20 protein-coding genes are annotated in these 18,255 nt (G+C 72.6%); 10 read left to right on the top strand and 10 right to left on the bottom strand.

Features of this window, described 5'->3' with window-relative positions:
• Positions 1-67: 67 nt before the first annotated feature.
• Both ACFYZE_RS04975 and ACFYZE_RS04980 read left to right on the top strand, forming a co-directional pair.
• On the top strand, positions 68-1,012 hold the full coding sequence (locus ACFYZE_RS04975) for an alpha/beta hydrolase (RefSeq protein WP_388988689.1): 945 nt from the start codon (positions 68-70) through the stop codon (positions 1,010-1,012).
• Positions 1,013-1,085: 73 nt separating this feature from the next.
• Entirely contained in the window at positions 1,086-2,207 is a 1,122-nt protein-coding gene (locus tag ACFYZE_RS04980; protein ID WP_388988692.1) for a DUF6081 family protein, read from the top strand.
• Positions 2,208-2,270: 63 nt separating this feature from the next.
• On the opposite strand, the gene ACFYZE_RS04985 is transcribed toward ACFYZE_RS04980, so the two are convergent.
• The 6 genes from ACFYZE_RS04985 to ACFYZE_RS05010 form a co-directional block, all read right to left on the bottom strand.
• Positions 2,271-3,209: an aromatase/cyclase gene (locus tag ACFYZE_RS04985; protein ID WP_388988695.1), complete on the bottom strand. Its 939-nt coding sequence runs from the start codon at positions 3,207-3,209 to the stop codon at positions 2,271-2,273.
• A gap of 103 nt (positions 3,210-3,312) precedes the next feature.
• A complete protein-coding gene (locus tag ACFYZE_RS04990; protein WP_388988698.1) occupies positions 3,313-3,570 on the bottom strand; it encodes an acyl carrier protein in 258 nt (85 codons plus the stop codon).
• Positions 3,571-3,601: 31 nt separating this feature from the next.
• Positions 3,602-4,822: a ketosynthase chain-length factor gene (locus ACFYZE_RS04995; RefSeq protein WP_388988701.1), complete on the bottom strand. Its 1,221-nt coding sequence runs from the start codon at positions 4,820-4,822 to the stop codon at positions 3,602-3,604.
• A complete protein-coding gene (locus ACFYZE_RS05000; RefSeq protein WP_388988704.1) occupies positions 4,819-6,087 on the bottom strand; it encodes a beta-ketoacyl-[acyl-carrier-protein] synthase family protein in 1,269 nt (422 codons plus the stop codon). The genes ACFYZE_RS04995 and ACFYZE_RS05000 overlap by 4 nt, the downstream gene beginning before the upstream one ends.
• Positions 6,088-6,357: 270 nt before the next feature.
• Positions 6,358-7,566, bottom strand: coding sequence for an NAD(P)/FAD-dependent oxidoreductase (locus ACFYZE_RS05005; RefSeq protein WP_388988707.1), 1,209 nt, complete (start codon positions 7,564-7,566; stop codon positions 6,358-6,360).
• Between the two features lie 116 nt (positions 7,567-7,682).
• Positions 7,683-8,627: an RNA polymerase sigma-70 factor gene (locus ACFYZE_RS05010; protein WP_388988710.1), complete on the bottom strand. Its 945-nt coding sequence runs from the start codon at positions 8,625-8,627 to the stop codon at positions 7,683-7,685.
• Positions 8,628-8,754: 127 nt separating this feature from the next.
• Between ACFYZE_RS05010 and ACFYZE_RS05015 the strand changes: the two genes are divergently transcribed.
• Positions 8,755-9,249, top strand: a complete 495-nt coding sequence (locus ACFYZE_RS05015) for an N-acetyltransferase (RefSeq protein ID WP_388988713.1) — start codon at positions 8,755-8,757, stop codon at positions 9,247-9,249.
• 71 nt (positions 9,250-9,320) lie between these two features.
• On the opposite strand, the gene ACFYZE_RS05020 is transcribed toward ACFYZE_RS05015, so the two are convergent.
• Entirely contained in the window at positions 9,321-9,590 is a 270-nt protein-coding gene (locus tag ACFYZE_RS05020; protein WP_388988716.1) for a hypothetical protein, read from the bottom strand.
• Between the two features lie 323 nt (positions 9,591-9,913).
• Here ACFYZE_RS05020 and ACFYZE_RS05025 point away from each other — a divergent pair, with 323 nt between their 5' ends.
• The 7 genes from ACFYZE_RS05025 (at position 9,914) to ACFYZE_RS05055 (ending at position 15,444) form a co-directional block, all read left to right on the top strand.
• A complete protein-coding gene (locus ACFYZE_RS05025; RefSeq protein WP_388988719.1) occupies positions 9,914-10,276 on the top strand; it encodes a sortase-dependent protein in 363 nt (120 codons plus the stop codon).
• Positions 10,273-10,899 (top strand): class F sortase, encoded by a 627-nt coding sequence (locus ACFYZE_RS05030; protein WP_388988722.1) that lies wholly within the window; start codon positions 10,273-10,275, stop codon positions 10,897-10,899. The genes ACFYZE_RS05025 and ACFYZE_RS05030 overlap by 4 nt, the downstream gene beginning before the upstream one ends.
• A 138-nt stretch (positions 10,900-11,037) precedes the next feature.
• Positions 11,038-11,529, top strand: coding sequence for an RNA polymerase sigma factor (locus ACFYZE_RS05035; RefSeq protein WP_388988725.1), 492 nt, complete (start codon positions 11,038-11,040; stop codon positions 11,527-11,529).
• Positions 11,513-12,016: a hypothetical protein gene (locus ACFYZE_RS05040; protein ID WP_388988728.1), complete on the top strand. Its 504-nt coding sequence runs from the start codon at positions 11,513-11,515 to the stop codon at positions 12,014-12,016. Before ACFYZE_RS05035 ends, ACFYZE_RS05040 begins: the two co-directional genes overlap by 17 nt.
• A gap of 250 nt (positions 12,017-12,266) precedes the next feature.
• Positions 12,267-13,148: a hypothetical protein gene (locus ACFYZE_RS05045; protein WP_388988730.1), complete on the top strand. Its 882-nt coding sequence runs from the start codon at positions 12,267-12,269 to the stop codon at positions 13,146-13,148.
• A 323-nt stretch (positions 13,149-13,471) separates the two neighbouring features.
• A complete protein-coding gene (locus ACFYZE_RS05050; RefSeq protein ID WP_388989524.1) occupies positions 13,472-14,662 on the top strand; it encodes a protein kinase in 1,191 nt (396 codons plus the stop codon).
• Positions 14,663-14,763: 101 nt separating this feature from the next.
• Positions 14,764-15,444: a DUF6445 family protein gene (locus tag ACFYZE_RS05055; RefSeq protein ID WP_388988733.1), complete on the top strand. Its 681-nt coding sequence runs from the start codon at positions 14,764-14,766 to the stop codon at positions 15,442-15,444.
• A gap of 10 nt (positions 15,445-15,454) precedes the next feature.
• On the opposite strand, the gene ACFYZE_RS05060 is transcribed toward ACFYZE_RS05055, so the two are convergent.
• From ACFYZE_RS05060 to ACFYZE_RS05070, 3 genes are all read right to left on the bottom strand, one after another.
• On the bottom strand, positions 15,455-15,988 hold the full coding sequence (locus ACFYZE_RS05060) for a hypothetical protein (RefSeq protein ID WP_388988735.1): 534 nt from the start codon (positions 15,986-15,988) through the stop codon (positions 15,455-15,457).
• Positions 15,989-16,254: 266 nt separating this feature from the next.
• The gene (locus tag ACFYZE_RS05065) at positions 16,255-17,010 is read right to left on the bottom strand and encodes a TIGR03943 family putative permease subunit (protein WP_388988738.1); all 756 of its coding nucleotides are present in this window, start codon (positions 17,008-17,010) and stop codon (positions 16,255-16,257) included.
• Entirely contained in the window at positions 17,007-18,041 is a 1,035-nt protein-coding gene (locus tag ACFYZE_RS05070; RefSeq protein ID WP_388988741.1) for a permease, read from the bottom strand. The genes ACFYZE_RS05065 and ACFYZE_RS05070 overlap by 4 nt, the downstream gene beginning before the upstream one ends.
• Between the last annotated feature and the right edge of the window lie 214 nt (positions 18,042-18,255).

The following is an 18,255-nucleotide window of genomic DNA, read 5'->3' on the forward strand; positions in this document are numbered from 1 at the left end:
CCTGAAGCACGGTGCCCGGCCGCGGCGGCGGCCGGGCACCTCGGTCCGCCCCTCTGGAAGGTCTGCCGTGGAATACGACTACGACCCGGAGCTGGCCCCCTGGGCGGCCAAGTTCCCGGCCGTCGACTACCGCGATCTCGCCGCGGCGCGCACGCTGCTGCGTGCGGCGTCGGACAACGCCCCCGCCTACCGGCCCGAGCACCCGGTCGAGGTGACGGATCGGACCGTCCCCGGGCCGCCCGGCGCGCCCGGAGTCGCGGTGCGCGTCTACCAGCCCGCCGGGCGGACGGGGTTGCTGCCCGCGCTGCTCTATCTGCGCTGGGGCGGCTTCGTCTTCGGCGACCTGGACTCCATCCACTCCACGGCACTGCGGCTCGCCGACCGGGTCGGCGCCGTCGTGGTGTCGGTCGGCTACCGCAACGCCCCGGAACACCCCTATCCGGCGGCCCTGTTCGACTGTTACGCCGCGCTCGAGTGGACCGCGCGCAACGCCGGGGAACTCGGCGTCGACCCCGATCGCATCGGGGTGGGCGGCGAGAGCGCCGGCGGCGGTCTCGCGGCGGCGCTGACCCTGCTGGCCCGTGACCGCGGCGGACCGCGAACGGTCTTCCAGTGCCTCTTCCAGCCGGAGCTCGACGACCGTCTCGACACCCTCTCGGCCCGCTCTTTCACGGACACCCCCAAGTGGAACCGTGCAGGAGCGCGGTCGAGCTGGCAGTACTACCTGACGGGTACCGCCGAACCGGGCAGCGGCGCGGTGCCGGCGCTGGCCGCCCCGGCCCGCGCCGAGGATCTGCGCGGCCTTCCACCGGCCTTCGTCATGGTGTGCGAGTTCGACCCGCTGCGGGACGAGGGGATCGTGTACGCCCACCGGCTGATCCAGGCCGGGGTGCGCACCGAGTTGAGCCACTACCCGGGAACCTTCCACGGTTCCGTGGCGATCGACGCGGAGATCTCCCGCCGGATGATCGCCGACCAGGTGCATGCCCTGCGCCAGGGCCTGCGCGCCTGACGGGCCGCCGCCGGCCCGCTCCGACACGACCACTGCCGGGGTTCGTCCCCGCAACAGAAGGTGAGCTCATTCCATGGCACGCAAGAGGAGTCTGGGACGGCTGCTGACGGCCGCGGCACTGTGCTGCGCGGCGGTGACCGGCACCGCTCCCGCAGCCGCGGCCGCGACCGGTACGGGCTCGGACCCGACCTCGTACCGCACCGTGTGGGACGACTTCGGCAACGGCTTCTCCTCCACCGGGCCCGATGCCCGCTGGGCCTTCCCCACGATCGGCTCCTTCGTGACCGACGACGGCAAGACGTCGACCTCCCGCAGCGGCCTCCACCTGGTCTCCGGTGGCGTCAACCCGGCCACGGGCGAGCCCGCCTTCACCCACACCGTGGGCCAGGAGAACGGCGACGGTTCGGGCCTGCCGGGCAATCTGGACCACGTCAAGTGGCTGGCGTTCACCAACCACACCTCGTCGGCGGGCTACCAGGGCTTCGACGCGGTGCCCGGCCGGGTGCTCTCCTGCGAGACCTGGATGTCGGGCAGGACCTACGGCACCGGGGCGCATCCGTTCGGGAGCCGGGTGGCCGATCCGGACGACGACCTGCGGCTGGCCTCGGTGGGCATGCCGGTCCTCGACCCGGAGACGTCGATGATCTTCGACTTCTTCGTGACGAACAAGCGCGTCTACGCCTTCTACGAACGGGTCCCCGACAACCGCGCGAAGCTGGGCGACTACGCCGCCTTCACGTACGCGATCCCCGTGGCGTCCACCACGCCCGGCCGGCAGCACCACTTCAAGATCTCCTACGACCGGTCCGCCGGTGTGGTGCGCTGGGTACTCGACGGTCGCGTGGTCCAGACCGTGGACCGCATCGGCTACCGGCTGCCGTCGCGGAAGTACATGATGCTCGACAACGGCGGCACGGACATGGCGGCCGCGCCGCGCCAGCTCAGCTGCGGCATGGGCCTGTTCACCATCATGGACGGCGGTCGGCCCGGGACCACCGACGACTCGGCCCTGATCCGGCTGACCACCGCCCCGGACCACTACTACCGCCCGCGGGTCGGCGCTCCGGTCCCGCAGACGTTCTACGACAACGCCAGCGCGCCCGGGAACCGGCTGTTCGGCCAGGGCGCCGGACTGGACATGAGCCGGTACGTGGTCTCCAGCGTCCCGGCGCCCTCCGCCGGCAGCGAGCGCTGATCCGGCCCCGGCACACGAAGGGGCGGTCCGCCACGGCGGACCGCCCCTTCCGCGCTGTCAGGGTCAGCGACTGCCCTCCACCGCCGCGGCGGCGTAGGACAGGGTCGTCCTGCTGTTGTTGCCGAGCGCCTCGCGGATGTAGGCGCGGGCGTCGGCGAGGGTGCTGCCCGCTCCGAGCACCTCCGTGACCGCGGCCGGGTCGAGGGCGACCGTGTGCCGCGCGGTCGCCACCGGGCCCTCGTCGCCGTCGGAGAAGGTCCACAGGCCGCTGTGGCCGAGGAGCAGCTTCGGCATCCTCAGCTGCTTGTAGGCGATCCACTCCCCCTCCTGGCACACCCGGAAGGAGCGGGTCGTGTGGGAGGAGCCGTCCGCCGTGACGGTCTCCATCTCCAGCTCCTGGACACCCGGGGACGGCTCCGTGAGCCGCACGCCGGCGACATGCGGCAGCCGCTCGGCCCACAGGTCGGCGCGGTGGACGAAGGCGTAGGCATCGGCCACGCCCGCGCGCAGGGGCAGGACGTCGGTGAAGGAGAAGACCACCTCCGGCAGCGGGTGGCCGAGGCCCGACAACCGGGCGAGCGCGGCCAGTTCCTCGGGGCTGTTGCGGTCCAGCGCCGCCATGATCGAGGCGAGGGTTCCGGGGCTGTCGTCCACCGGCACGAAGTCGTGCACCAGGACCACTTCGCAGCGTCCGCCGGGCAGCTCCCGGAAGATCCACTCGCCGCTCATGGAGTCGAACGGCGGCCGGCTGTGCTCCTGGTGGAAGGTGATCCGCAGCTCTTCCGGGTGCAGGGTGCGCCGGGAGACCCAGCTGGTTACCTGGCCGTTGACCACGGCCCACAGCTGGAAGCGCTCCTGCCGCGGGGTGTGTTCGAAGTGCCGTACGTACACGGTCGGCCCGAACGCCGCGGGCCACAGGGTCACGTCCGCCACCAGGTCGTAGAGCGTGCGGGCAGGCGCGGCCACGGTCAGGGTGTGTTCGGTGCGATGCCGGTTGGTCATGCGCGAGGAGCTCCTTCGGTCTGCCGGGCGGTCGCGGGACGACGACGGTGCCCGCCCCCGCGGGCTGCGGGCACGGGCACCGTCGGAGGGGATGGGAAAGGGATCAGGCGGTCGCGGCGACGGACCGGTTGACCAGATCGAGCAGGGCACGCGGGGTGGCCACCTCGGTGATCTCGTCGTCCGAGAGGTCCACTCCGTACTCCTGGGTGATACGGGCCGCTGTCTCCATCATCGCCAGCGAGTCGTAACCGAGGTCCTGGAACGTCACGTCGAGGATGTCGCCGTCGAGGTCGGCCGCGTCGTCCTCGCCCGCGCACGCCACGAGGATGCGGCGCAGGTCTTCTATGTCCATCGTTGCCATGGGTGGGGATTCCTCCTGCGTTGTCGCCTGTTCAGCGGGTCGGAGCGGTCACGACGAGGGCCGAGTTGAACCCCCAGCGACCGCGGGCGAGGATCAGGGCCGCCTTGACGGGCATTCCGCGCGCCTCGTCGCGGACCACGTCGAGCCCGTACTCCTCGGGTACGTCGGTGGTGTGCGCGGTCATCGGTACGACCTGGTCCCGGATGCTCAGCAGCGCGGTGATGACGTCGACCGGGCCGCCGCCCGCGTACATCCGGCCGGTGAGGGTCTTCGGAGCGGTCACCGGGACCTTTTTCGGCCCGAAGATCTCGGTGACGGCCTGTGCCTCGGCGCGGTCCGCCTCCGGCAGCCCGGCGGCGTCGGCGAACACCACGTCGATGTCGGCGGGCCGCAGTCCGGCGTCGGCCAGCGCGAGTTCGGCGGCCCGGCGCAGCGCCGGGGGGCGGCCCGAGCCCGGCCGCGGATCGAACGTGGACGCGTAGCCCGCGATCTCGCCGTAGATCTGCGGGGCGCCGCGCCGGGCGGCCGCGTCGGCGTCCTCGACGATGAGGATCCCGCCGCCCTCGCCGGGCACGTACCCGCTCGCCGCGCGGTCGAAGGGCAGGTACGCCGCCGCGGCGTCCTCCACGGTGCTGACCCGGCCGCCGGCCAGCTGCGCGGCCCAGCCCCACGGGTCCAGAGCGGAGTCGACCCCGCCGGCGAGCACCAGGTCGGTGCCGCCGCGCACCGTCCGGCGGGCGTGCCCGAGCGCGTCGAGTCCCCCGGCCTGCTCGCCGACGAGGGCGGCGCTCGGTCCGCGCATGCCGTTGCGGATGGAGATCTGGCCGGTGTTGACCGCGTAGAACCAGGCGAAGGACTCGTAGACGCTGACGAACTCCGGTCCCTTGCTCCACAGTTTGCGGAACTCGCGGTGGGTGAAGTCGAAACCGCCCTGGGCGTTCGACGTGACCACGCCCATGCTGTAGTCGGCGAACGTGTCCGGCCCCACCGCGGCGTCGGCCAGCGCCCAGTCGGCGGCGGCGAGCGCGTACCGGGTCGAGACGTCGGTCTGCGGCAGCAGCCGGCTCGGCAGGTGTTCCTTGGCGTCGAAGTCCGTGATCTGGCCGGCCAGCCGGGAGGTGTAGCCCGACGGGTCGAAGCGGGTGATCTCGCCGATCCCGCTCTCGCCGGCCAGCACGGCCTTCCAGTGCTGGTCGCTGCCGAGTCCGGTCGGAGCCACGACCGCCATCCCGGTGATCACCGTGACACTCATGCCGTTGCCCCCTTCGGACGGTGCAGGACCATGGCGCTCTGGAAGCCGCCGAAACCACTGCCGACGGTCAGGACGGTGTCCACCCTCTGTTCGCGCGCGGTCAGCGGCACGTAGTCCAGGTCGCACTCGGGATCGGGAGTGTGCAGGTTGGCCGTCGGGGGCACCACGTTGTGCTCGATGGCCAGTGCGCACGCGGCGATCTCGATCGAGCCGATGGCGCCGAGCGAGTGCCCGACCATCGACTTGATGGAACTCACCGGTACGTCGTACGCGTGCGGGCCGAGGCTGCGCTTGAACGCGGCGGTTTCGTGCCGGTCGTTCTGCTTGGTCCCCGATCCATGGGCGTTGACGTAGTCGATGCCGGTGGGGTCGGTGCGGGACGCGTCGAGCGCGACCCGGATCGCCTCGGCCATCTCACGGCCGTCCGTCTTCAGGCCCGTCATGTGGTAGGCGTTGCACCGAGTCGCGTAGCCGCCGATCTCCGCGTAGATGTGGGCACCGCGGCGCAGCGCCCGCTCGTACTCCTCGAGCACGAACATCGCGGCGCCCTCGGCCAGGACGAAGCCGTTGCGGGAGCCGTCGAAGGGCCTCGACGCCCGGGCCGGATCGTCATTGCGCGGAGTCGTCGCCTTGATCGCGTCGAAGCAGGCGACGACGATGGGCGAGATCGGCGTGTCGGCGGCACCGGCCAGAACGATGTCGGCGGAGTCCTCCCGGATGAGCTGTACGCCGTAGCCGACCGCGTCGAGTCCCGAGGTGCAGCCGTCCGACACCATGGTCGTCGGCCCCTCGGCGCCCACCGCCCAGGCGACCTCGGCGGGCATCACGCCCGGGCTGAGATAGTCGAACATGTGCGGAGACATGTAGTCCTGGTCGACAAGCCACTTGCGGCCCGCGTCCGACATGACCAGGTACTCGTTCTCCAGACTGGTGGCGGAGGCGACGGCGCTGCCGAGGCTGACGCCGATCCGGGCCGGGTCGACGACGTCGAAGTCCAGCCCGCTGTCGGCCACGGCGTCACGCGTGCAGACGACGGCGAACTGGCTGGCGCGGTCCATCCGGCGGATCTCCCGGGGGCTCAGCCCCTCGGCGACCGCGTCGAAGTCCACCTCGCCCGCGATGCGGGAACGGAAGGCGCCGGCGTCGAAGGCCGAGATCGCACGCGTCGCGGTGCGCCCTGAGGACAGCAGATCCCAGAACTCCTTCGTCCCGGACCCGCCCGGGGCGCGGACACCGATGCCGGTGATCGCTACACGCCTGGTCATCGGGCGCTCCGGACGGGGGTGGAGCCGGGGCGGTGCCCCGTGGACCGGTGCCGCAGCCAACCCCGGCTTCCCTCCATGCAGAACATCGCAGTTCGTTCCTTTCGCGTGTCGGGGCTCGCGCTCTCCGGCGGAACCGCGCCGAAGGTTCCAGCAGGCTCGCCCGGGCTGCTCGAGCTGAGCTAGAAGGAGAGTGGACGTACCGCATGCGCCGCACGGACCGACGGCGGAGCGGGCGCCCTCGCCTCGAGGACGCCCGCTCCGCCGGGCGCGTCAGGCCGGCGTCCTGACCGCCGGGCCCGCCTGGGCCGCCTCCCGCACGACGCGGCGGGGCCGGGTCGGAATGCCGAGCGTCGGGTTGGCGATGCTCCAGGCCGCGCCCTTGCAGACCAACTCCTTGTAGACGGCGGCGAGCCGTCCCGTCAGGGCCGCCCGGACGGCGCGGTCGTCGGCGGTGACGTACTGGATCAGGCCCTCCCTGCGGCCCAGCGAGATGCACTGGTTGAAGTAGCGCAGCGGTACCTTCGGGAGCTTCCCGCCGGTCAGGCGCGCCGCGATGGCGTCGGCGGCCTGCCACGCCATGGGGGTGCCCGAGGCGCACGACATCCGCAGCGGCTTGTCGCCGGGGCCCGTCGCCATGGCCGCGTCTCCGATGGCGTAGACGTCGGGGTGCGAGACCGAACGCATGGTTGCGTCGACCACGATCCGGCCCGTGTCGGTGACCTCCAGGGTGGTGGCCTTCGCGATCGGGTGGACGGCGAAGCCGGTGGTCCACACGGTGACCGCGGCGGGGACGGAGGTGCCGTCGGCGGTGGTGACGCGGTCGGCCTCGACGGCGGTGACGTCGGCGTGTTCGTGCACGGTGACGCCGAGCCTGCCGAAGACCTTCCGCAGGTGCCGGCGGCCCCTGGGCGAGAGCCAGTCGCCGAGGCCGCCGCGGGCGACGAGGGCGACGTCGAGGTCGGGACGGGCCTCGGCGATCTCGGTCGCCGCCTCCAGGCCGGTGAGGCCGCCGCCGACCACGACCACGGGCTGTCCGGCGTCCAGGCGGGCCAGGCGCTCGCGCAGCCGGAGCGCTCCGGGGCGACTGGCGATCTCGTGGGCGTGCTCGGCGGTTCCGGGGACGCCCTGGTCGTTCCAGCCGCTGCCGAGGGCGTACACGAGGGTGTCGTAGGACAGTTCCTCCTCCCGCCCCTCGGCGCCGTCGGCGGCGATGACGGTCACGGTCCTGCGGTCGACGTCGACGCCGGTGACCTTCGCGAGCTTCAGTTCGACCCCGGTGCCCGCGAAGATCTCGTCGAACGGCCGGGGTTCGAGGTCCTGGCCGACCGCGAGCTGGTGCATCCGGACGCGCTCGACGAAGTCGGGCTCGGCGTTGACGAGGGTGATGGCGACGTCTTCGCGGCGCAGCCGCCTGGCGAGGCGCCCGGCGGCGATGGCTCCGGTGTATCCGGCTCCGAGGACGACGATGCGGTGCTGCATCTCCTTGCTCCTGTCTCGAGCGCTGCTGCGTGGGCGGGTTCGCCCCTTGAACCGGGCGGTCCGCCGTTTCCTGACAGGAACGTGATGTGAAGCACCTCACATCGGGATCGGAAGGGTCAGAAGGCGCTGAGCAGGGGTTCGCCGTGGTCGTCGGCCGCCCATCGCCTGGTCGCGCGTTCGAGCTTGTCGGGGTTGACCTGGTTGCGGAAGGCGGCGATGCCCTCGGCGGTGATCTCCAGGCACATGACGCCGACGACCCGACCGTCGACGACCGCCACGACGGCCGGATCGCCGTTGGCGGTCGTGGCGTACACCTCGGGTGAGCCACCGACCAGGGCCTGCTTGGCCTTGCTCGGTTTGAACAGGCCCCGCAGGAACTTCGCGACCGCGAGCGCGCCCTCGAACGCCTTGGCGCGGGCCGGGACCTTCCCGCCGCCGTCACCGATCGAGACGGCGTCCTGGGTGAGCAGCCGCACGAGCGGCTCGGTCCGGCCGCTGGTGGCGGCGGCGAGGAACTCGTGGACGATCCGCCGGGCGGCGGCCTCGTCGATCTCGCTGCGGGCCCTGCCGTCCGCGACGTGCTTCTTGGCGCGGTGGAAGATCTGCTGGCTGGCGGACTCGGTGATGTCGAGGATCTCGGCGATCTCCCGGTGCGGGTAGTCGAAGGCCTCCCGCAGCACGTACACCGCCCGCTCGTTCGGGGAGAGGCGCTCCAGCAGGGTGAGGACCGCGTACGAGACCGACTCGCGCTGTTCGGCCGTGTCGGCCGGGCCGAGCATCGGGTCCCCGGCGAGCAGCGGCTCGGGGAGCCACTGGCCCACGTAGGTCTCGCGCCGCGCGCGGGCCGAGGTGAGCTGGTTGAGGCACAGGTTGGTGAGAACCTTCGTCAGCCAGGCCTCGGGGACCTCGATGTGGCCGACATCGGCGGACTGCCAGCGCAGGAACGTCTCCTGCACGGCGTCCTCGGCCTCGCTCGCGGAGCCGAGGAGGCGGTAGGCGATGGCCTCCAGGCGGGACCTGGAGGCCTCGAACCGGTCCACGTCGCTCATGGTCAGGGCCATGGCCCGGATCCTAGCCCCCGCGATGCGCGACGGCCTCCGCATTGCGGGGGCGGCCCCTGCATTGCTCGGCCGAGGCTGTTCGGCGGCCGGCAGCGAGCGGGCCTCGGCGACCGCTAGCCTCCGGTCCATGAACTGGCTTCCCGACGACTTCGTCCACCCCGTCCGCGTGCCGCTCCCCGGTGGCCACCATCTCCGCCCCGTCTCCGCCGCCGACACGGACCTCGACTACCCCGCAGTCATGGGATCGCGGGAACGGCTGTGGTCCATCTACGGCGAGGCGTGGGGCTGGCCGCCCGCCACCATGACGTACGACCAGGACCGTGAGGACCTGCTGCACCACGAGCGGGAGATCGCCGAGCACAAGGCCTTCAACTACGCGCTCTTCGACGAGGCTGGCACCGCTCTGTTGGGCTGCGTGTACATCGACCCGCCGGAGAAGACCGGCGCCGACGCCGAGATCTCCTGGTGGGTGGTGGACGACAAGGTCGGCACCGAACTGGAGCGCACTATGGACGAGTTCGTCCCGCAGTGGATCGCCGAGGCCTGGCCCTTCCGCAAGCCGCGTCACATAGGCCGTGACCTCACCTGGAAGGAGTGGCTCGCCCTCCCCGACAACGCCTGAGCACGCGACCGGGAACCGGCCGGTGGCGCGGTGCCGGGGACCTCGGCCGCCGGGCCGGTGCAAGCCGGGGCCTACGCCACGACCGCGCCGGGCGTCCGGGGTGCGGGCGCCGGGTGGACGGTGAGCAGGTCGGCGAGGTCGACCCGGGTGAGGAACTCCCGGCGGATGCGGTCGGCGACGTTCGAGACCTCTTCCGAGCCGTCGTCGGCGGGGTCGATGTGGACCAGGTACGGCCGCTGTCCGGCGGGGAGGGCGACGATGCGGGCGATCTCGTCGGAGACCATCGAGGCGTCCGCGTCCTCGGGGGCCGGCGCGGCCGGCTTCTGGGCGACCTGTTCCATGAGGCCGGGGTACTTCGTCTCGTACTCCGCCTCGGTGGCGCCGTCGGCGGGGACTCCTGGGAGTTGACGTCGAGTTCGATGGCGCGCAGGTCGACGCCGTGCCGGGCGCTGTGGTCGGCGGCGGCTTCGACCTGCGGCGCGTTGTGGGTGCCGGTCTGGCGCATGCCGGCGTAGACGGTGTTGCGTCAGAGAGCGTGTCCCGGGCGACCCCGGGTGACTTTGCCATCTCTTTACAACCTGCTCCGGCGCCGTCTCGTCTCTGCGCTCGATCCGTGATTCAGCCCGCCGCAGCACCGGGCGGACCGACGAAAGAGAGCGATTCGATGCGCCGAACTGTCCTCAGCGCCATGGCACTTGCGTGCACCGCCGGGCTGGCGGGCACCGTGCCCGCGTTCGCCGACGGGGCGTCCCCCTCCCCGACCGCCCGCGCGGCCACCGCCTCCCCGTCCGCCGCCCCGGAACGGACCGCGCCGCCGACCGCCGCGAGCGCGGTTCCCAGTGCCGCGCCGACGAGGGCGCGCGGCCAGGTCTCCGTCGTCCCCAGCGGCGCGCCGGACACCGGCGTACCCGCAGGGACCTCCCGGTCCGTGTCCCCCGGGCTGATCGGTGGGGGCGCCGGCCTGGCACTGGTCGCGGGTGGTGCTGCCGTCCACGTCGTACGCCGCCGGCGGGCGACCGGGGCATGACCCGGCTCTCCAGGCGCGCCTTCGCCGCCGTGGCGATGACCGCGCTGCTCGCGGGCTGCGGCGGCCACGAGGCCGGCCGGGCCCCGGCCACCCGTCCCGGAACCGTCCGTCCCGGCAGTACGCCACCGCCCGCGTCGACCTCCGCCGAGGTGGCGCCGGCGGTGGAGCGTTCGGCCCCCGTCAGGCTGCAGATCCCGGCCATCGGGGTCGACACGCCGGTCATGCGGCTGGGGTTGGCGCAGGACGGCAGTGTGCAGGTGCCGCCGGTCTCCGCACACGACCGGGCGGGCTGGTACTGGCACTCACCGACACCGGGTCAGGTCGGGCCGTCGGTCATCCTCGGTCATGTCACGGTGGGCAGCTACGGGGACGGGGTCTTCCGTCACCTCGCGGAGCTGCACCGGGGCGACCGGATCGTGGCGCGCCTGGAGAACGGGAACTCGGCCGTGTTCACGGTCCGCTCCGTACGGACGGTCGCCAAGGCCGACTTCCCGACGGAGGAGGTCTACGGGAACGTGAACCGCCCGGAGTTGCGGCTGATCACCTGCGGGGGTCCCCGTACCGGCGACGGCTACCCCGACAACGTGATCGTCTTCGCGGCGCTGACCACGTCCACCCCCTGATCCCGCCGGCATACCGCCGCTCCCTGATGCGCCGGCATGCCGCCGGCCCTCGACCGCCGGTACGGATCCCGGGCCTTCGGAACGTACGCCGGTGGGCCGAGGTCCTACCCCACGACTGCCCCACGACCATGGAGAGCGTTGAAACGGTCCCGTGAGAGGGCGGCGTCCGAGCTGTTCGCCGCCGTCTATCCACGCCTCGCCGGCTGGTGCCGCCGTCTCGTCGACGACGACGAGACGGCCCACGAGATCGCCTCGGAGGCGTTCACCCGGCTCTGGGCCCGCTGGACGTCCGTGGACGAGCCGCGCGGCTTCCTCTACGTCACCGCGGCCAACATCGTCCGGGACCACTGGCGCAAGCTCGAGCGCGAGCGCAGAGCCGTGCACCGCGCCACCACGGAGGCCGCCGTACGCCCCCACCCCGAACAGGCCGACCCCTCGGTGCGCCTGCTCGTGCAGTCGCTGCCGGAGCGACTGCGCGTCCCGATCCTGTTGCACTACTACGCTGACATGCCGATCCGGGAGGTGTCCGTGCTGACCGGACGCAAGGAAGGAACCGTCAAGGCCGACCTGCACGCGGCCCGGGAACTGCTCCGCGTCCACCTGAGGAGAAGCCTTGACCACACGCTCTGACGGCGGCCCGGAGCTGGAACCCGACGACCCCCTCGCGGTCATCCTGCGGCCCCCCTCGGACCACCTCGGCCCGCCCCCCGGCCGCTTCCGCGCGATCCGCCGCGCCGCGGCCCGCCGCCGGCTGCTCCGCGCGGCGGCCGGGGCCGGCCTCACCGCCGCCGTCGCCGTCCTCGTCGCCCTGCCGCTCCACCTGGCGGCGCCCGAGACACCCGCACCCCCGTCGGTCCCTCTCGCCCCGCCGCCCCCGAGCGGTCGTCCGGCGCCCGCCGCCCCGTCGGCGTCGCCGTCCCGGTCGGCATCGCCCGGAAGCGCCACCCCGCGCCCCACCACGGCTCCTCGAACCGGCGGTTCCCGCACCGCGAGCCGCCCGCCGACCGCCACCCGGGAACCGTCGGCGACACCGACCCCGGCACGTCCCGAGCCGTCGGCGAGCCGGACCGGCGCCGACACCGCACCGTCGGTCCGCCCCTCGATACGGCAGAGGTAGTCACGGCAGAGGTAGTCACGACCACTCCCCACCCTGCTCCCCGTGCCCCGCACCCCGCACCCCGCCCGCGTGCAGTGCGCCGCCCGAAGGCGCGGGAGGCACCCCTGCAAGGCCCCCGGAGAATCCCCTCACAAACCCCACACAGCCTGCACAGGGTCTTTCGATGGCCCCGTTAGCGTGGCAACCCGTTCGATTCCAGGTGCGAACGCGGCCCGTCGGGGCGGCGACGAGCCAACACAGGAAGACCGCAATGGACTACTGCTCCTCGTGTCGTCGGCATCTCAACGGCGCCCTGGTGTGCCCCGGATGCGGTGCCTACGCCCCCGACATCGCCCCGTTCACCGCCGACGGCCACACCCTCCCGGGCCCGGCCACCACGGCGACTCCGGTCATGGAGGCGACGGCGGCCACGGCGCCATGGGAGTCCGCGGCCCCCGACATCCATGAAGCCCCGGACTTCGACGAGGCCCCGCACGCCGACCTCACGGGCCCGGCGCGCCGCACGGAAGGGCGTGCCGCGCGGCGGCGCCGGCTGGCGCGCTGGAAGAAGACCCAGCGCAAGGCCCTGGTGGCGACCGCCGTCGCCCTCGTCGGAGGCGGTCTGACCGTGGCCTCGATGGACCGGCACACCGCCGACCGCGCCCAGGCGGCCCCGGCTCCGGAGGCGTCGGCCCTCGGAGGTGCGGAGGAACCGACGTCGCTGTACAGCAGTCCGGCGCCGCCCCGCTCCGGCACCCCGCACTCCGCCGCGCCCCGGGCCGCGCACACCTCCGCCGCGCAGTCCCCCGCGGCAGACCTGCCCCGTCTGTCCTCGCCGGGCGCGGCACATGCCACGCCGTCGGCCGCTCGGCCGGACACGGCCACCTCGTCCCGTACGACGCACTCGACGGGCACGACAGGTGCGGCGGGCACGGGTACGTCGGGCACGAGCCACACGACGGCGAACTCTTCCTCCCAGTCGGGGACGGACTCCTCGTCGTCCACGGGGACGTCCCAGCACACCTCCTCCCCGGCCGCCGGTACCGGCAACGGCACCGGCGGCGGCACGGCTCCGGGCACCTCGCAGACCGCCCCGTCCCCGGCGGCGACCTCGCCGTCGCAGATCTGCCTGCTCGTCGTCTGCCTCGGCTGACCACAGGCGAACGCCACCACGGTCACTCACCGCTCCCCGCGATCTCGCGGGGGGCGGTTTTCGGCGTGCCCGCGCGACGCGCTCAACAGCAGGCGGTCCAAGCACTCGTGCCGTGGAACCGGTCGGTCAGGAGTGTCGGACACGCGAGGATTGCGCAACCGGCTCGTCACCCGGAGGTCACCGGATGGGGGAGACCGTGATCGAATCGTGTGTCCGTGCCAGTAGGCTGTGATCCGCTGCGGCACCCCACCCCCACCCGCCCTGGCGGAATCCTGTCCGGCGGCGGTCGAGTCGTCGCACGGCATTCGTCTCCCGGCGTGAGGATGAAACAACAGGTGCTGATCGCGGGCCGGTACCAGCTGAACACCACCATCGGACGTGGCGCGATGGGAGAGGTCTGGCGGGCGTACGACCAGATGCTCGGCCGTCCCGTCGCCGTCAAGGTATTGCTCGACCGGAACGCCGACCCCACCGCCGACTCCCGTTTCCGCCTCGAGGCACAGACGGCGGGCCGGCTCCACCACCCGCACGTGGTCGGCGTGCTCGACTTCGGGGAGCACGAGGGACGGCTGTTCCTGGTCATGGAGCTGGTGGAGGGTGCGAGCCTCGCCCGGGTGCTCGCCGACGACGGGCCGCTGCCCGCCGACCAGGTCGCGGCCATCGCCGCCCAGGCGGCGGCCGGACTCGCCGTGGCGCACGAACAGGGCATCGTGCACCGCGACATCAAGCCCGGCAACCTGCTCCTCGACGCGGGCGGCAGCCTGAAGATCGGCGACTTCGGCATCGCCCGCTTCATGGACGACCCGTCGGGCGCGCTCACGGCGACCGGGCAGATCGTCGGGACGAGCCTGTACATCGCGCCCGAGCGTGCTCTGGGCAAGCCTGCGGGACCGGCCAGCGACGTGTACTCGCTCGGCTGTGTCCTCTACCAACTTCTCACCGGGCAGCCGCCGTTCCGCGCCGACAGCCCGATCGCGATCCTGCACCAGCACCTGGACGCCACACCGGTACCGCCGCGCGAGCTGGGTGCCGCCCTGCCGCCCGCCTTCGAGAACTATCTGCTCGGCCTGCTCGCCAAGCGGCCCGAGGACCGGCCCACGGCACGGCAGGCCGCCGACTGGTTCGCCACGGGCGCCTGGCGCGGCCGCCCGGAACCGCTTCCGGCCGCGGCACCGGTCCCGGTCGTGACGCCCGCTGCGGTCCCGACTCCCCTCCCGGCCCCGAAGTCGCCGGTCCCGCCCCGGGTGGAGGGCCCGGCGACGACGTACAAACTCCCGTCCGCGCTCCCCGGCCACCGCGCGGCCCGCCAGCGGTCGTCGTCGGGGAACCGGCGCGCGCGTCCGTCGCTGCGCGGGTTCGTCACCGGGCGGCCGCGTGCGGTGGGGCTGATCGCCGCTGCGCTGCTGTTCCTGACGGCGATGTACGTGGGCATGTCGGTGTTCGGCCCGGACAGCAGCTCGGCGGAGACGCCGCAGGAGACGGGCCTGTCGAGCCCGGCCGCGCCGACGCCGTGACGCTCCCGCTCAACTCCGCTGCCGACCAGGCAGGTTGAGTTGACGAAGGCTTGACCGAACGAAGAGAAACGACGGTGGGGGCGAACTGTAGGTTCACCCGCATGCCCCCACAGCCCCCACAGCCCCCGCGCCTGCCCGTCCTGCCGTACCGCAAGCCCACCCGTGGCCGCGACTACTGGGTCCTCGACGACGTGCTGCCGAACGTGGACGAGGTCCGGGCCCGCTGTCTCGCCAAGGACGACTGGGTCAAGGGATACCCGTACACGCAGGAGAGCTGGCCGGGGATGCGCACCATGCCCGGCCTCGAACCGGCGGAACTCGCCCGGATCGAGCGGCTGGTGCGCAAGGAGACCGGTGCGGCGAAGCTCTGGCAGGAGACCGCCCCCGGCGGCGGCACCCTCAACCACAACTGCGTCCAGGTCGTCGGCAAGGACGAGGGCGAACCGCGCCCGCACACCGACTCGCGCGCCCTGTGCCGGTACGCCGCCGTGCTCTACCTCAGCCCGAACATCCCCAAGGACTGCGGCACGAGCTTCTACCGGCAGAGCCTGCCGGGCGGCGTCCTCGGCGGCAACATGGTGCAGGCGCCGCACACCAACCTGGTCGAGGCGCTGGGCACGCGGTACGTCTCGCCGGACGCGTTCACCGAGGACATCCGCGTGCCGCAGCGCTACAACCGGCTGCTGCTGTACAAGGCCAACCTCATGCACAGCGCCACCGGTTACTGGGGCAGCGACCTGGAGGACAGGCGCATGACGGCCGTCTTCTTCTGGATGGCCTAGGGCCTCTCGTTCAGCTCAGGCCGAGGCTGGAGAGCGCGGTCGTCCAGTCGGTGGCGATAGCGTTGCGCGCGTCGTCGAGGCTGACCTCGCCGTTGCACACGTCCTTCTTGAGCGTGTTCTCGACGGTGTCCTTGTCGGCGGCGACTTCGCCCGAACCCGTGTCGTAGCGCGGCTCGGGCCACAGGTTCTCGGGGCTGGTGGGGTTGCCGCCGAGCTCCAGCGGGATGAGGTGGTCCTCCTCGTAGTCCGCGGTGCTGGTGTCGCTGTAGCCGTACTCGACGATCTGCTTCTTCTTCAGCGCGGTGGTGTACGAGCTGGAGGGCCGCACGGTCGCGGTCCAGCCGGACACGCAGATGGTGGAGTCGATCGTGTCCTGTGTGACGTCCGGGTTGACGGCACCGGGCTGGCAGCTGGGGTCGGGGAGGGGAAGGTAGTCCTGGCCGCACGACTGCGCGTGCGCGCTGCCGGCGGTGACGGTCAGACCCGCGGCGGCGAGGGCGAGGGTGGACAGGGTGGTCACCAGGGGGCGCGATATTCGGGACATGGGGAGTCTCCCGGTGGGGATGCCCGGCATGGTTCCGGGCGGTCGTGAGCATGACAGCACCGGGGCTTCTATGCGGGTAGACCCCTTTGCGGGACCGGGAGAAGCTTGGTTGAAGGTTTGTCCACGCGAAGGCCCCGGGTTGTGAAGTCATGGGCGGGGCTTGGGCGTTGGTTCACCCAGGTGTACAGCGGGCGCGGGCGGCTCCCGTACGGACAGCTCCCGTACGGACGGCTCCCGTCTGGGCGGACGTCGTCAGCGGCGGGTCGTCAGCGCGACGGCGTCAGCGGCAGGTCGTCCGTGTACGCGTTCACCGGCTTGTCCACCCGCTCGACGGTACGGGCGTCCAGCGCGGCCGGCGCCGACCGTGTGCCCAGCGTCCCGCCGGGGTGCCAGGCGCCCGTGACGGCCACCCAGGTGTCGGCGGGCAGCGCCGGGGACCCGTGGATCCGTACCTTCACGGACTGCGCGTCCGCGGCGCAGCACGAGAAGACGATCCGGGTCAGGTACCAGTCCCCGCCGTGCTTGTCCGGCGTGACGAAACCGGTCAACGTGACGCTGCGCCCCCTGATGGCCTGCGCACGGTCCTGCTGCACACGGCTGGTGAATTCCGTGAGGGTCATCGGCAACGGCGAGGTCGCGGGCAGCGGATCGAAGTGCCGCTGCTGCGCGACGGCCTTGGGGGGCTCACGGGAGGCGGTGTACGAGCCGAGGGCGGGCGGGGCGTAGAAGAGCAGGCTCAGCGCGGGCAGGAACAGCAGCCAGGCGACCCGGGGTGCGCCGGAGTGGTCGTGGCCGTGGCCGTGGCCGGTGTCCCCGTGACCGCCGGGCGCGTCGTGGCCGCCCCGCCCGCGGTCGAGGACCGCGCTCGCCAGCCCCAGCACGAGCAGCAGTGCTCCCGAGGCGATCAGATACGGCCGCAGTCCCGGCCTCACGTACCTCAGGCACAGGTCGGTGAAGAGCGAGGCGTGCAGCAGACCGAGACCGCCGAGGACGAGCAGGACCGCCGGGAAGGGCCGTTTCACAGCAGGGCCCCTCCGATCAGCGCACTGCACAACACCGCCACGACGGTCGTGGCGGTGGAGAAGCGGACCGCGAAGGCCCGGCCGAACGTGCCCGCCTGAAGGGCGATCAGCTTCAGGTCGACCATCGGCCCCACCACCATGAACGCCAGCCGTGCCACGGGCGAGAAGCCGGTCAGCGAGGCGGCCACGAACGCGTCGGCCTCGGAGCAGACCGCGAGCACCACGGCGAGCCCCGCGAGGAACAGCACCGACAGCCAGGGCGAGCCGGAGAACACGTCGAGCACGGAGCGCGGGACCGCCACGTTGAAGGTGGCCGCCGCCATGGCCCCGACGACCAGGAAGCCGCCCGCGTGCAGGAAGTCGTGCTGGAAGCCGAGCCGGAACTCCCGCCAGCGGCTGTGCCCCGGTCGGTGACCGGTGTGGCGCACGGCCGGCCGCAGCCACTCCTCCCTGCCGAGCCACAGCCACAGCCAGCCCATCACGGCCGCGGTGGCGAGCGAGGCGAGCAGCCGGGCCAGGACCATCAGGGGGTTGCCCGGGAAGGCGACGGCGGTGGCGGTCAGCACCACCGGGTTGACGGCGGGAGCCGACAGCAGGAACGCGAACGCGGCGGCCGGAGTGACACCCCGCCGGATCAGGCTGTTCGCGACCGGCACCGACGCGCACTCGCAGCCGGGCAGCACCACCCCGGCGACCCCGGCCACCGGAACGGCGAGCGCGGGGTTGCGGGGCAGCGCCCGGCTGAACACGGTCGCCGGCACGAACGCGTTGATGGCGCCGGACAAGGCCGTGCCGAGCAGCAGGAACGGCAGCGCCTGCACGGTGATGGCCAGACTGACGGTGCGCCACGCCTGCATCGCGGGCTCGTCCATCCACCGGCCGAGCAGGAGCAGCGCCGGACCGGCGAGGACGGCCGCCGCCAGCAGCAGCGGCCAGAACGCGGGCCAGCCGCGGGCAGGGGCGCGCTCGGGCGCCGCGGGGACCGCGAGGGCCGCCTCCGCCTCCTCGGCCAGATCTTCTGTCTTCTGCATGCCGGCTCCGACTGTCGGATGTTCGGATCGAACATAACGGGCACCGGACCTCCCGTTCCGGCACCGCCACGCCCTCAGTCTGCCGAGGCGGACCCGCGCCGCCCGACTCGCGCGGCCCGCGGTGTGACCGACGGCGCCGTACCGAACGTGCCGATCGGCCGTGTGACCGCCCCCACAGAACGGACCGTGGATTTTGCCTGTGGAAAAGGTTTCC

It is taken from the genome of Streptomyces sp. NPDC001796 (assembly GCF_042892355.1).
GTDB lineage: Bacteria > Actinomycetota > Actinomycetes > Streptomycetales > Streptomycetaceae > Streptomyces.

Coding starts and splice junctions, on each gene's coding strand:
- ACFYZE_RS04980 (WP_388988692.1), top strand. CDS start 1,086: ATGGCACGCAAGAGGAGTCTGGGACGGCTGCTGACGGCCGCGGCACTG.
- ACFYZE_RS04985 (WP_388988695.1), bottom strand. CDS start 3,209: ATGACCAACCGGCATCGCACCGAACACACCCTGACCGTGGCCGCGCCT.
- ACFYZE_RS04990 (WP_388988698.1), bottom strand. CDS start 3,570: ATGGCAACGATGGACATAGAAGACCTGCGCCGCATCCTCGTGGCGTGC.
- ACFYZE_RS04995 (WP_388988701.1), bottom strand. CDS start 4,822: ATGAGTGTCACGGTGATCACCGGGATGGCGGTCGTGGCTCCGACCGGA.
- ACFYZE_RS05000 (WP_388988704.1), bottom strand. CDS start 6,087: ATGACCAGGCGTGTAGCGATCACCGGCATCGGTGTCCGCGCCCCGGGC.
- ACFYZE_RS05005 (WP_388988707.1), bottom strand. CDS start 7,566: ATGCAGCACCGCATCGTCGTCCTCGGAGCCGGATACACCGGAGCCATC.
- ACFYZE_RS05010 (WP_388988710.1), bottom strand. CDS start 8,627: ATGGCCCTGACCATGAGCGACGTGGACCGGTTCGAGGCCTCCAGGTCC.
- ACFYZE_RS05015 (WP_388988713.1), top strand. CDS start 8,755: ATGAACTGGCTTCCCGACGACTTCGTCCACCCCGTCCGCGTGCCGCTC.
- ACFYZE_RS05020 (WP_388988716.1), bottom strand. CDS start 9,590: ATGGAACAGGTCGCCCAGAAGCCGGCCGCGCCGGCCCCCGAGGACGCG.
- ACFYZE_RS05025 (WP_388988719.1), top strand. CDS start 9,914: ATGCGCCGAACTGTCCTCAGCGCCATGGCACTTGCGTGCACCGCCGGG.
- ACFYZE_RS05030 (WP_388988722.1), top strand. CDS start 10,273: ATGACCCGGCTCTCCAGGCGCGCCTTCGCCGCCGTGGCGATGACCGCG.
- ACFYZE_RS05045 (WP_388988730.1), top strand. CDS start 12,267: ATGGACTACTGCTCCTCGTGTCGTCGGCATCTCAACGGCGCCCTGGTG.
- ACFYZE_RS05050 (WP_388989524.1), top strand. CDS start 13,472: ATGAAACAACAGGTGCTGATCGCGGGCCGGTACCAGCTGAACACCACC.
- ACFYZE_RS05055 (WP_388988733.1), top strand. CDS start 14,764: ATGCCCCCACAGCCCCCACAGCCCCCGCGCCTGCCCGTCCTGCCGTAC.
- ACFYZE_RS05060 (WP_388988735.1), bottom strand. CDS start 15,988: ATGTCCCGAATATCGCGCCCCCTGGTGACCACCCTGTCCACCCTCGCC.
- ACFYZE_RS05070 (WP_388988741.1), bottom strand. CDS start 18,041: ATGCAGAAGACAGAAGATCTGGCCGAGGAGGCGGAGGCGGCCCTCGCG.